Source organism: Asticcacaulis sp. AC460, from assembly GCF_000495795.1.
In the GTDB taxonomy this organism is placed as follows: Bacteria; Pseudomonadota; Alphaproteobacteria; order Caulobacterales; family Caulobacteraceae; genus Asticcacaulis.
The window spans coordinates 21014-34260 of record NZ_AWGD01000038.1 but is presented as its reverse complement, the minus strand read 5'-3'; the positions used below and the strand labels follow the sequence as shown (position 1 = coordinate 34260).

Below are 13247 nucleotides of genomic sequence, written 5' to 3'. Positions count from 1 at the left end.
AAGCAAGCCGCGGATTGTTACCAGATGATGTGGCTCAACACATCGGCCCGCAGAGCGGTCTGAACGGTAATGACGTTGCCACTGCCCGCCAGGGTGATGACCACATCCGCACCCGACTGCGCCACGATGCTTTCGCTGATGACTCCGCCGGTATAGGCGTTGAGGTTGATGGCGTCGTTTTCGGCTGCGTCAAAGTCGTTGATGACGTCGACGCCGCTGCCCGTCTCGAAGAAGAAGGTGTCACTGCCCAGCCCACCTTCCAGCGCGTCGCCGCCGGCCTTGCCATTCAGTCGGTTGTTGCCGTCATTGCCGACAAGGGTGTTGGCGAAGGAATTGCCGGTGGCGTTGATATTGCCGCCCCCCGTCAAGGTCAGGATCTCGACATAACGCCCTGTCAGGGCATAGGTGACCGAGCTGTAGATCAGATCGGTGCCCTGCCCATTGGCCTCGACGACATTATCGCCGGTATTCTGCACGTAGTAGGTGTCGTTGCCCAACCCGCCGGTCAGAACATTGTTGCCGCTGTTGCCAGTCAGGACATTGTTGAGGCTGTTGCCCGTACCATTGATGGCGTCGGCGAAGTCCAGGGTCAGGTCTTCGACCCAGTCGCCCAGCGCGTAACTGACCGAAGCCTGGACCAGATCGCGCCCTTCCCCCTGCAGTTCAGTGACGACGTCTTGGTTGAAATCGACAACATAGGTGTCGTTGCCGGTGCCGCCGATCAGGGCGTCGGCCCCGCCGGAACCGTCCAATCGGTCATGCCCCGCCAGACCGGTCAGAATATTGGCGCCGTCGCCGCCGCGCAGGTCGTTATCCAGGCTGTTGCCGGTGCCATTGACGCCGTCGGTATAGGGCGTCAGCCACAGGCTCTCGACCTGAGTGCCTTCCAGGCTGTAGCCCACCGAGGAAATGATCCGGTCGCTGCCGCCGCCGGCCGCTTCGATCACCTTATCGCGGACATCGGAGACATAGTAGGTGTCGTTGCCCATGCCGCCTTCCAGGTGGTCGCCGCCGCCCCAGCCCTGGATCTGGTTATTGCCTTCATTGCCGATCAGGATGTTGCGGATCGAATTGCCGACGATACCGGCATTGGCCGTGCCGGTCAGCATGACCTTCTCGACATACTGGCCGGCAATGGTCACCGAGGCCGTCGAATAGATGACGTCATAGCCTTCGCCCGCCGCTTCCTCGACAAAGTCGAAATTGCCGTTCAGGTAATAGGTATCGTTGCCCGCGCCGCCGCGCAGCAGCGACGTTCCGGCGTGGAAGCTCATAAGGATATTGTCCTGGGCATTGCCGGTGCCTTCCTGGTGGTACAGCGGATCGCCCATCAGGGTCAGGTTCTCGATATAGGCGCTTAAGGTCGTTTTGCTGGCGGTCGACTGAACCAGGTCGTAACCTTCGCCGTCCAGTTCGATCACCACATCGCTGGCCGAGGTGATGATATAGGTGTCGTCACCTCCGCCGCCTTCCATGGTGTCGGCGCCGGCTTCCCCCTGGAACAGGTTGTGGCCGGAATTGCCGACCAGCCGGTTGTTGAGCGAATTGCCAAACACGACCAGGTCGCCGCTGCCGACCATGATGAAGTTCTCGACCGCACGTCCAAACAAAGAATAGCTGACTGTGGAATAGATGGTGTCGGTGCCCTCATGGTGGGATTCCTCGACCATATCGCCGGCGTTCTGGATGTAGTAGGTGTCGTCGCCCAGCCCGCCGAACAGGTAGTTGACATTGCTGTTGCCGCTGAGGATGTTGTTGAGCGCGTTGCCGCGGCCCGTCAGGACGTCACTGCCCGACAGCCAAAGGTTCTCGACATTGGCTGTCAGGTCGTAGGAAATATAGGCAAAGACCGTGTCGGTGCCTTCATTGGGGTTTTCGACGACAACGTCATCGACACTGTCGACGATATAGCTGTCATCACCGGCGCCACTGATGGGTGCCAGGGCAGCCGCGCTGCTTTTCTGCTGAAATCCGCTACGCATGACCCAAACCTTCCCTGTATTTTTTGTTCATTCCAGCAAGCCGGAAGCAATTACGGGTATGGCTACACCATTTACCATTTTTGGGAAGCGTAAAGCGGCGGTGCTCGGGGCACCTTTTCGTGACGCCCGGACAGCAATCGATTGTTGCAAGGGGACGCGGATGGCGCGGAAAATCCGGCCATCCGCCCCCTGAACTCTACCACACCATATGGGCCAGGACGTCGGCCCGTACGGCATTCTCGACCGTGATGACATTGCCGGCGCTCAAGGAGATCAGCACATTGGCGCCGCTCTGGGTGACCACGGCCTCATTAACCACACCCGCCGTATGGCCATTAACATTGATGCTGTCGTTGTCGGTCGCCGTAAAGTCCTTGATCCGGTCCAGCCCGCTGGCGGCGAGGAACAGGAAGGTGTCCGCCCCGCCATTGCCGCGCAGATTATCGTTGCCGGTCCCGGCCTCCAGAATGTTGACGCCGGAATTGCCGATCAGGCTGTTGCTCAGGCCATTTCCGGTGGCGTTGATGTCCGCCGTCCCGACCAGGGTCAGCAGCTCGATCGCCCGCCCGAACAGCGAATAGGTCACTGTCGAGACCACCGTATCGGTCCCCTCCAGGTGGTTTTCGACCACGCTGTCGCCGGCATTCTGGATGTAGTAGATGTCGTCGCCCAGCCCGCCTTTCAGGATGTTGTTGCCGGCATTGCCCGTCAGCACATTGGCCAGATCGTTGCCCGTACCGCTGAGATTGGCCGTCCCCGTCAGGGTCAGGTTCTCGACATTGGCCGCCAGGGTCCAGCTGACGCTCGCCACCACGAAGTCGGTACCTTCACCGGCCAGCTCCACCGTCGTGTCGCTGGTATTCTGGACATAGTAGGTGTCGTTGCCGGCGCCACCGGTCAGCACATTGCCGGTCACATTGCCGGTAAGCCGGTTGTTGAGCGCATTGCCTGTGCCGTTGGCGATGGCGCCCCCGGTCAGGACCAGGTTTTCCAGGTCGGCGCCCAGCACATAGGTGCGGCTCGACTGGACCTCGTCAATGCCCTCGCCGGCCAGCTCGGTCACCACGTCACCGGCCGTATCGACTGTGTAGGTGTCGTTGCCGACACCGCCAGTCATGCTGTCATTTCCGGCGCCGCCGTCCAGCAGATTGTTGCCGCTATTGCCGATCAAGACGTTGTTCAGCCCGTTGCCGGTGGCATTGAGGTTGGCCGTACCCGTCAGGGTCAGGTTCTCGGCCGCCCGCCCGAACAGGGTGTAGGTCACCGAAGAAATGACCGTGTCGGTGCCCTCCAGGTGCGCCTCCACCACATTGTCCGAAACGCTGTCGACATAATAGGTATCGTTACCCAGACCGCCGGTCAGAACGTCAACCCCGGCCCCGCCGTCCAGCACGTTGCCGCCGGCATTGCCGGTCAGGGCGTTGTTCAGCCCGTTGCCGGTGGCATTGAGATTGGCCGCGCCGGTCAGGGTCAGGTTCTCGGCCGCCCGGCCGAACAGGCTGTAGGTCACCGACGAAACCACCAGGTCGGTGCCCTGCAGGTGCTGTTCGACAACATTGTCGCTGGTGTTCTGGACGTAGTAGGTATCGTCCCCCAGCCCGCCGGTCAGCACATTCGCCGCCGCATTCCCGGTCAGGACGTTGTTGAGGTCGTTGCCGGTGCCGTTGATCGCGGCGCCCCCGGTCAGGATCAGGTTTTCGATATTGGCCGACAGGGTCCGCGTCAGGTTGGTCTCGATGGTGTCGGTGCCCTCGCCCGCCGCCTCGACCGCGCCGTCCGAGGTATTCTGCAGGACATAGGTATCGTCCCCGCCCTTGCCGGTCAGGATGTTGCCGGCGGCATTGCCGGTCATCCGGTTGTTGAGCGCGTTGCCTGTGCCGTTGGCCACGCCCGCGCCGGTCAGCACCAGATGCTCGACATTGGCGCTCAGGGTGAAGCTGACGGAGGACTGGACGACGTCTTCCCCCGCGGCCGCGCCTTCAGTGACGGTATCCGCGCCGGAATCGACGATATAGGTGTCGTTGCCGGCACCGCCGTTCAGGGTATCCAGCCCCGCGCCGCCGTCGATCAGGTTGGCGCCGGCGCTGCCGGTCAGGACGTTGTTCAGCCCGTTGCCGGTCACATTGCCATCGATCGCGCCGGTGAGGGTCAGCCGCTCGATCGCCAGGCCGGCCAGGCTGTAGACGACCGAGGAAATGATCAGGTCGTTGCCCTCGCCGTCGGCCTCGACCACCGTGTCGCCGGCGTTGTCGACATAGTAGGTGTCGTCGCCTAGCCCGCCGGTCATCGTGTCTGTGCTGCCACCGCCGTCCAGCGCATTGTTGCCGCCATTACCGGTCAGCACATTGACCAAGCCATTGCCGGTGGCATTGATGTGGGCACTGCCGGTCAGGACGACATTCTCGATCTCGGCGCCCGCCGCATAGCTGATCGAACTATTGACCTGGTCGACGCCGCCGACCTCGGTGACGACGTCACCAGCATCGTCGACACCATAGGTGTCGTTGCCCAGCCCGCCGACCATGGTGTCGGCTCCGGCCATGCCGTCGATAAGGTTGGCGCCGGTATTGCCGGTGATCTGGTTGTTCAACCCGTTGCCGGTGCCGTTATTGCCGACTCCCCCAAGCACCAGCTTCTCCAGGTTGGCCCCCAGGACGTAGCTGATCTGCGCGATGACATTGTCGATGCCGCCGTCGGCGGCTTCCGTCACCACATCTCCGGCATTGTCGACGCCGTACTGGTCGTCGCCCAGCCCGCCGACCATGCTGTCGGCCCCGGCCCCGCCGATCAGGGCGTCACCGCCGTCGCCTCCGGTCAGGGTGTCAGCCCCACCGCCGCCCTCCAGCGAGTCATTGCCGGCGCCACCGGTCAGGCTGTCATTCAAGGTCCCGGCCTTCAACGTGTCGTTTCCGGCATTGCCTGCAAACACCAGTCCCGTGCTGGTGATGGTGGACGCGTCGAGATAGTCGTTGAAGGCGCTACCGCGGTATTCCTCAATGCTCGTGAAATTAACGAAAATCCACCCGGGTCCGCCATCGGCCAGCGAGGCGTCCATGATGTCGTAACCCGTACCGCCGGTCAGGCCGATGACATTTTCCCCCGTCAGATGCGTAACCTGGATAATGTCGTCACCGGCGCCGCCATCGGCGCCATCACCGCCCCACAGCGTAAGTGTGTCATTGCCGGCCCCGCCAAACATATCATCATGGCCCGGACCTTCGCCGCCGAAGATCATGTCGTTGCCGTCCAGCCCGTTGATCGTATCGCTGCCCATGCCCCCTGTCAGATTGCCATTGGCCCCGGCCACATCGTTGACCAGCGTATCCAGGTAGTAGACACGGCTGACCACGCTGTTGCCGCTGCCGTCCTGGCCATAGCTCTGCCAGGTGACGGCGATATCGCCGTCTTCCAGCACCACCAGGACCGGCTCGATCTGATCGCCGGCCGTGGTGAGGTTGATGCGCGTCTCGCCGCCGATCTTGGCGCCGTTGGCGTCATAGCGCTGGAAGTAGCTGCCCCACCGGTTGCCGTCCTGGCCGTTGCTGTGCCAGGCAATGATATAGCCACCGTCGTTCATGGCCAGGATGTCGGGATTGCGCTGACCCAGTGTGGTGTAGGTATTGACCAGGGTCTCCGCGCCCACCTTGACGCCGGCAGAGGTGAACCGCTGCATCAGCGTATCGACGGTGTTATCGGCGCGCCAGGTCGTCCAGGACACGATGAAATCACCGCCGGTCAGGGTGGCGACATTGGCGTTGGCCTGGTCGAGGACCGTCGTCGTATTGACCACGGTTTCCACACCCTGGGCCACACCGTTGGCGTCATAGCGCTGCATGCAGATGCCGAAGCCCGCACCATCCGTGCCGACACCACTCCAAGTGACGACGAAGCCGCCCCCGCTCAACAGCGCGATCTGGGTGGTGTCCTGTTGGCCGGCTATCGTGGTGTTGACACGTGTGGCGGCGCCGACCGGACTCCCGTTGGCATCGTAGCGCTGAAAATAGACGTCGTACGGATCGGTATCACCGCCAGCGCTCTGATCCCAGCCGACGATGAAGCCCCCGCCCGGCAGACCGACGATCGATGAAGCGTCATTGTCGCTGGCTGCGGGCTGACCGGCATTGACGTTAATCTCGGCGCCCAACTTGACGCCGGTGGCGTTGTAACGCTGGACGAAGACGTCATTGCCGCCGACGGGATCGATCAATGTCCAGGTGACGGCAAACCCGCCACCGGAAAGCGCCGTCACGCCGGGAAGCGTATTGTGGCCGGCCTGGGTGCTGACCAGCTGTTCGGTCCCGACCTTGGCACCGTTGGCGTCGAAGCGCTGCAGGTAGATCTTGCCGCCGTCGAAATCGTTGGCATTGTTGTCGTCGTCACTGAACCAGACGATGACATAGCCGCCGTCTTCGGTGGCGGCGATATTCTCGCCCTTGTAGGAACTGTACTGGTCGTTCGTCGTGGTGGTGTTGACGATCACCTCGGCGCCGGGCGTGTAGGTATCTACCATGGTCGTCTCTCCTGTAATCTCATGAACAAAAGCGTGGCCCGGGCGGATTTCGGCTCAGGCGCGGGACAAAAATTTCTGAAGGCAACGCATCCGGCCTTCGCCGGCAAAACAATTCCGGAAATATCGCAGGGTTAGTTAACGACGGCAAGACAGCTTTTGTCAGTTGCGGAGGCGGCCGTTTGGCGGGATGGTGAGGTAAAGCTGCCGGGGAAGCGGTTAAGAGGGAGAGAAACCATGAAAGCATCTTTGGCTGCTGCGCTTGCGGCCCTGTGCCTGCTCGCCACGACCCCGGCCCATGCCGAAGGCTTCCTGCGCGCCGACAACAAACAGATCGTCGACGCCACCGGCAAACCGGTTCTGCTGCGGGGCATGGGCCTGGGCGGCTGGATGCTGCAGGAAGGCTACATGCTGAACGCCGGCGGCCTGCCCCAGCACCAGGTCAGGGCCAACATCTCCGCCCACATCGGTCCGGAAAAGACGGAAGCGTTTTACCAAGCCTGGCGCGACAACTTCATCACCCAGGCCGATATCGATGCCATGGCGTCCTACGGCTTCAATTCCGTCCGCCTGCCGATGCACTGGAACCTGTACATCGACGAAACCCAGCCCGGAACGGTCTGGCGCGAGGAAGGTTTCGCCATGACCGACCGGCTGATCGGCTGGGCGAAGGCACGCGGCATGTACGTCATCCTCGACCTGCACGCCGCGCCCGGCGGCCAGGGCAACGACGTCCCCATTTCCGACCGCGACGTCACCAATCCCTCGCTATGGGAAGATCCCGCCAATCAGGACCGGATGGTCGCTCTGTGGGCCGAACTGGCCCGGCGCTACAAGGACGAACCCACCGTCGGCGCCTATGACCTGCTCAACGAACCCAACTGGGGCTTTGCTGACCCGGCCGACAAGAACGGCTGCAAGGAACCCGGAAATGCCCTGCTCAAGGCGCTGTACGAACGCACCATCAAAGCCGTCCGCGACATCGACACCAACCACCTGATCTTCATCGAAGGCAATTGCTGGGGCAACAATTACCAGGGTTTGCTGCCGATCGCCGATGCGAACCTGGGCCTGAGCTTTCACAAATACTGGAACTATACCGGCCGCGAGACCATCGAACCCTACCTGAAACTGCGCGATGAATTTGGCCTGCCGTTGTGGCTGGGGGAGTCCGGTGAGAACTCGAATGACTGGATGGCGCGCACCATTGAAACCGTCGAGGCCGAGGGCATAGGTTGGGCGTGGTGGCCATGGAAGAAGTTCCGCGAGAACAATCCGGTGCACATCTGGTCGCTGGAAACCCACGGCGTCGAAACCTATTTCAAGCCCCCGGAGCGCGAACCCAACGACGCCGTCCGCGCCATGGCGGAGGAGACCTTGATGGCCCTGGCGACAAAGGCCGTCCGGTTTGAGAACACGATCAAGAACCCGGATTTCGTCGACGCCCTCTTCCGCGCCGCCCACAGCGAGGAAGCTACCCCCTATCCCGGCCAGGACAGGATCGGCCTCAAGGGCGGCCGCATCTTCGCGGTCAACTACGACATGGGCCGAAACGGCGTCGCCTATTCCGACACGGTGACGGGCAACTACTATGTTTCCACCGGCGGCGAACGGACGGCCGGCAATACGGGCGGGCGCTACCGCAACGACGGCGTCGATATCGGCCTGTCGATGGACATCTTCCCCTATGTCTCCGACATCGAGCCGGGCGAGTGGCTGCGCTACACCATCGAGGTCGAACGGGCCGGCGTCTACAGCCTCACCTTCTTCCCGGCTCAAACCGGCTTCAGCATCCAGGTAAACGGCGACCCTGAGACGCAGAACCTCAACCGGATCAAGCTGAACGCCGGCACCAATGTCATCATCCTCAAGGCCCTGGCGCCGTCGGGTCAGCTGAACGAGCTGCTGCTCGAAGCGCGTTAGGTATCGGCTTACAGGATTTGTAAATTGTCCGCGCACCCGCCTCCGGCTAAGCCTCGTTCCAAGGGAGAACGAGGTTATGAAGAAACTGTTCCTGGCGGCTAGCCTGCTGGCCATGCTTGTGGCCGTACCGGCCCATGCCGAATGGTCGGCGGCCAATGACGAGGCCAACCGCCAGCGCATCATGAGCTCCATGCGTCAGCAGGACGCCTACAACGACCGCGCCAGCTTCGAGCGCTCGATGCAGGCGAACCGTTACACCGGCAGTTCCACGTCTTCTTCGACTTCCAGTTCTTCCGGTTCGTCTGCCTCTCCCTACACTGGCAGTGCACCAGGCACCTCCGTACCAGTCGACAACGGCCCCCAAAGTGTGGTTGCGACCCGGACCTTCGTCATCTACAAACAGGAAACCGAAGCCCAGACCATCGCCCGCATCCGCAAGGAGGCCGAGGCCGGCGAAATGCTGTCGCAGTTCAATCTTGGCCGCATCTACTACACCGGCTACGGCGTCACGCGCGACGACGCTCAGGCGCGCAAATGGTTCGGCGCCGCCGCCAAACAGGGCCACATTCCCTCCATGGCGCAGTACGGCATGATGCTGGTCAACGCCCAGGGCGGCCCGGCTGACCGCGCCGGCGGTATGACCTACCTGAAACAGGCCGCCGACAAGGGCGACAGCTATGCCCAGGCCCTGTGGGGTTTCTTCGAGTTCGACGACCACAAAGCCGACGAAAATCCGCAGATCGACGACGCCATCGCCATGCTGGAAACGGCGGCGGACCAGGGCGAACTGATCGCGCAACTGACCCTGGGGCGGATCATCTATTATCTCGGCGTCGGCGCAACCGTAGACCAGGTCAAGGCGGCGAAGTACCTGCGCCTGGCGGTCGATCAAGGCGATACCAGCGCCATGGGCGACCTCGGCGAATACTACATGGCCGGCCTGGGCGGCGTGGAAAAGGACACGACCGAAGGCCTGCGCCTGATCAAGGCCTCGGCCGACGGGGGCAACCACCGGGCGCAATATCTCTACGGCCTGATGCTGCTGCAGGGCCAACTGGTCGCCAAGGACGAGGCGACCGGCCAGCGCTACATGAAGATGGCGGCGGAAGGCGGCAATGTCGAAGCCGAGTACCTGTACGGCGACTGTCTCTATTTCGGCCTGGGCACGGAGAAGAACGTGGTCGAATCCGCCCGCTGGTACCAGCGAGCTGCGAACCACGGCCACACCCAGTCGATCGAAATTATGAAAGAACCCGAAATGATCGAGGCCGCCAAGCAGCTCTGATTTCTTATCCTCCCCCGCCTGCGCGGGGGAGGTGTCGAGCAAGCGAAAGCCGAAGGCTGTAGCGCGTCGAGACGGAGGGGGCGCCGGAAGCTCGAACCCTCAACACAATTCCAATTTTTCAGAAGGCACCAACCATGAAACTCATCATCACGGCCCTCACCACAGCCGCCCTTCTCGCCCTCCCCGCCCTGGCTCAGGCCGCCGACGGCTACGTCACCTGCCAGGCCTACAGCCCGGACAAAAACAAGGTCCTGTACACCCAGGCCTTCGCGGCGGACAAAGCCGACGCCGACGCGCTGTACGACAAGTTCGTCAAGTTCCTGGCCGACAACAGCTACACGACCAGCATGTATTCATCAGAGCCCTCCCCGGTCGAAGGCATCTGCAACTGGGAAGCCAGCGAGAGCGCGGCCAACAAGAAGACCGCCGGCTTCAAGGCAAATTACGAAGCCAAGGGCGCCAGCACCCTGGGCGTCAGCGGCTTCCCGGAGTAAGGTTCGACCTATCCTCCCCCGCTCGCGGGGGAGGTGTCGAGCAAGCAAGCCAGGCCGAAGGCCATTGGCGACGCGCGTCGAGACGGAGGGGGCGTTACAAACTCAGCCCCTTCTAGCTTGGATAAATAATAGCGAATGGGGTCGTGAAGCCCACAACCCTCGCCTCCTCATTTCAAGAAAAAACCCTGCCCCCAAAAGGGCAGGGTTTTTTCTTGAAGGGAAGGAAGACGTGGGGCCGCAGGCCCCACACCCCATAACTTTTAGTAACGCACCCGCAACGTCACACCATACGTCTTCGGCGCACCCAGGAACGCATCATACGTATTGGTATCCTTCGCCGCGTCATAATAGGTGCCCGGATTTGAACCACCCGACTGAACCGTCGACTGGAAGCCCGTGCCCTGCAGCGGCGCATTGATCACCACCTGGCGGTAGGTCTCGTTCGTCAGGTTCTGGCCCCACACTTCCACCGTCCAGCGGCGGTCGGCAGAACCGATGCCCAGGCGACCATTGTACAGCGTATAGGCCGGCTGTTCCTTGAACGGGATCAGATCCGAACCGGTATTGTATTCCGATTGGTACTTGGCCGTCAGGTTGGCAAACGCCCGCAGGTCGCCGACATTGCCGCTCCAGCTGATCACGCCCGAGCTGCTCCACTTCGGCGCGAACGACATCTGCGAACCCGGCAGCAGCGACAGGCCCGGGAAGTGCGACGGATTGACCAGGTCGGCCGCCGTAAAGTCGCCATACACCGTATCGGTATAGGTGACGCCACCGGCCAGGGTCAGGCCCGTCAGAGGCGTCCGCCACGAGAAGTCGGCGTCGAAGCCCTTCGACGACACTTCCGGGATCGACTCGACCACGAAAGCGGTGCCCAGGAAGGTGTTGAGCTGGAAGTTCTCATACTTCTGGTCGAACGCCGTGACATTCACGCTCAGCTTGTTGTCGAGCAGGGTCGTCTTGATCCCCAGTTCGTAAGAGTCGACCGTTTCCGCCGGGAACCACAGGTCGGCGTCCGGTGTAATGCCCGTCTGGGCGCGATCCAGGTTGAAGCCGCCGGCCTTGTAGCCGCGGGCATACGAAGCATACAGCATGACGTCGTCGTTGAAGCGCCACGCCGCCTTAAGCGTGCCCGACAGATTGCCCTCGCTGTTGTCGTCCTCGACACGGCGGTTGCTGAACGCTGGGTTGGCCCAGAACGGACAAAGGGCGCCGACAACCGTCGGGGCCGCACCGGCCTGGATGGCGCCGACCCAGTACGGATTGGCACCGGCGCCGATTGCCGCCAGACGCGCCGCCGACGGATTGCCCGGATTGGCGGCCGCCGCCGCCGCGTACTTGGCCGCAGCGTTCTGGTACTGCCCCAGCCCCGCCTGGCAGCCAAGCTGGTTGCCGGAATTGGTGTACAGCGCCGTCATCTTCTTGGATTCGCTGGTGTAGCGCAGGCCCAGGGTCAGTTCCAGTTGCTCGGTCACCTGCCAGGAATTGTTGGTGAACAAGGCCCAGCTCTCGACATCCTGGGTATACTGGTCGCGTGCCTGCGCACCGGCGGCATAGCTGGTGCCGTACGGACGTCCCGTCAGCAAGCTTACCGTCTGCAGCTTGGTGGCCGTCGGCGTCGCCGCCGGCAGCAGTGCCCCGGCCAGCAACAGAGCCACATAGGGCTCATACTGCGCGCCGTAGACATACGAGTCATTACGGGTCAGCTCTTCCTTGACGTAGAAGCCGCCAACCAGCCAGTTCAGGTTCTCCGTCGCGCCGGCCAGGCGGACTTCCTGGCTGAAGGTCTTGAAGCGCGCGTTGAAGTCGCCATTGTCCTTGCGGTACAGGATGTCGGCGCCAGTATAGTCGATGTCCTGGCCGTTGGTCGACTTCCAGTCGCGGATGCCGGTCACCAGGGTCAGGGTCGAATCGAACAGATCCGGCAGCTTGATGTTGCTTTCGACCGACACGCCGCCGTCGCGCACTACCTGATGGGTGTCGCGGTTGGCATAGGCCAGACGGTCGTCGATATTCGGCGTGGTCGCCACGCCATTACCCCCGCTCAGGGCGTTGATCGCGGCGCCGGTCGGGCCGGTGCGCAGTTGCACCGAGACGCAGCAATGCTCATCGCGGTGGCTGTAGTCGCCGATGACGCGGATATCGATATTCTCATTCGGCACGAACAGCAGCTGGCCACGAACCGTGTGGAAGTTCTGGTCGCCGTCATTGTCCATGGTGCGCGGACCGACGCCGGTATTGACGTTGTTGAAGCCGTCACGCTTGCGCGACGCGATGTACAGGCGGCCGGCAACTTCGTCCGTAATCGGGCCGGTCACCGAACCGGCAAAGCCCGTCGTGCCGTAATTGCCGACCGTGGCCTCGCCGTCGGCGCCGAAGGTGAACTGTGGTTTCTTGGTAATGACGTTGATGACGCCGGCCGAGGTGTTCTTGCCGAACAGCGTGCCTTGCGGGCCCTTCAGGACTTCGATCCGGTCCATTTCGCCCAGGTCTTCGAAGCCGACGCCGTTACGCGGACGATAGACGCCGTCGATGACCACGCCAACCGAAGATTCCAGGCCGGGGTTGTCACCCACCGTGCCGACGCCCCGGATACGGGCGGTCGTCAGTGTCTCGTTCTGCGTCGAGGTGACGGTCAGGCCCGGCGTCAGGATTTGCATGTCCTTGATGTCGCGGACGCCGGCTTCCTGCAGCGTCTTGGCCGACAGGGTGGTCACGGCGATCGGCACATCCTGCAGGCGCTGGGCGCGCTTCTGGGCGGTAACGATGACGGTGCCGTCCTCGGTCGGGGCATCCTGGGCCAGGGCGGGAGCGGCCATCAGGGCCACGCCGGCGGCTCCGGCCATCAGCAAGGCGATGTGGCGAACTTTAAGTAATTGCGGGGCGTTTTGCATGTCTTTCCCTTAGGTAATTTCGTCTCTGCTTGAGGTTTTTTTCTTTGTCTTGGCATCCCGCCGCGGCCTTGAACAGCGGCGCCATGATTACTTTTTTGTGTAACACATGACGTGCACGGAAACAAATGTCCGGAATTTGAATACTGCGACGCACAAGATTTC

At 62.2% G+C, this 13247-nt stretch carries 6 protein-coding genes; 3 read left to right on the top strand and 3 right to left on the bottom strand.

Features of this window, described 5'->3' with window-relative positions; genetic code table 11:
* Positions 1–17: 17 nt before the first annotated feature.
* Both ABAC460_RS44795 and ABAC460_RS48635 read right to left on the bottom strand, forming a co-directional pair.
* Positions 18–1982 carry a calcium-binding protein gene (locus ABAC460_RS44795; protein WP_023455399.1) on the bottom strand — a complete coding sequence of 655 codons (1965 nt, stop codon included), beginning with the start codon at positions 1980–1982 and terminating at the stop codon, positions 18–20.
* A gap of 196 nt (positions 1983–2178) precedes the next feature.
* Positions 2179–6492, bottom strand: coding sequence for a beta strand repeat-containing protein (locus tag ABAC460_RS48635; RefSeq protein ID WP_023455398.1), 4314 nt, complete (start codon positions 6490–6492; stop codon positions 2179–2181).
* A gap of 234 nt (positions 6493–6726) precedes the next feature.
* Here ABAC460_RS48635 and ABAC460_RS44785 point away from each other — a divergent pair, with 234 nt between their 5' ends.
* From ABAC460_RS44785 to ABAC460_RS44775, 3 genes are all read left to right on the top strand, one after another.
* Positions 6727–8412 (top strand): cellulase family glycosylhydrolase, encoded by a 1686-nt coding sequence (locus ABAC460_RS44785; RefSeq protein ID WP_023455397.1) that lies wholly within the window; start codon positions 6727–6729, stop codon positions 8410–8412.
* Between the two features lie 76 nt (positions 8413–8488).
* The gene (locus tag ABAC460_RS44780) at positions 8489–9697 is read left to right on the top strand and encodes a tetratricopeptide repeat protein (RefSeq protein ID WP_023455396.1); all 1209 of its coding nucleotides are present in this window, start codon (positions 8489–8491) and stop codon (positions 9695–9697) included.
* 134 nt (positions 9698–9831) lie between these two features.
* Entirely contained in the window at positions 9832–10191 is a 360-nt protein-coding gene (locus ABAC460_RS44775) for a hypothetical protein (RefSeq protein ID WP_023455395.1), read from the top strand.
* Between the two features lie 260 nt (positions 10192–10451).
* Here the strand turns inward: ABAC460_RS44775 and ABAC460_RS44770 are convergent, their stop codons facing one another.
* Positions 10452–13085: a TonB-dependent receptor gene (locus tag ABAC460_RS44770; protein ID WP_023455394.1), complete on the bottom strand. Its 2634-nt coding sequence runs from the start codon at positions 13083–13085 to the stop codon at positions 10452–10454.
* Between the last annotated feature and the right edge of the window lie 162 nt (positions 13086–13247).

Excerpts from the sequence above, each read along its gene's own strand:
- ABAC460_RS44795 (WP_023455399.1), bottom strand. The coding sequence starts at position 1,982 with ATGCGTAGCGGATTTCAGCAGAAAAGCAGCGCGGCTGCCCTGGCACCC.
- ABAC460_RS48635 (WP_023455398.1), bottom strand. The coding sequence starts at position 6,492 with ATGGTAGATACCTACACGCCCGGCGCCGAGGTGATCGTCAACACCACC.
- ABAC460_RS44785 (WP_023455397.1), top strand. The coding sequence starts at position 6,727 with ATGAAAGCATCTTTGGCTGCTGCGCTTGCGGCCCTGTGCCTGCTCGCC.
- ABAC460_RS44780 (WP_023455396.1), top strand. The coding sequence starts at position 8,489 with ATGAAGAAACTGTTCCTGGCGGCTAGCCTGCTGGCCATGCTTGTGGCC.
- ABAC460_RS44775 (WP_023455395.1), top strand. The coding sequence starts at position 9,832 with ATGAAACTCATCATCACGGCCCTCACCACAGCCGCCCTTCTCGCCCTC.
- ABAC460_RS44770 (WP_023455394.1), bottom strand. The coding sequence starts at position 13,085 with ATGCAAAACGCCCCGCAATTACTTAAAGTTCGCCACATCGCCTTGCTG.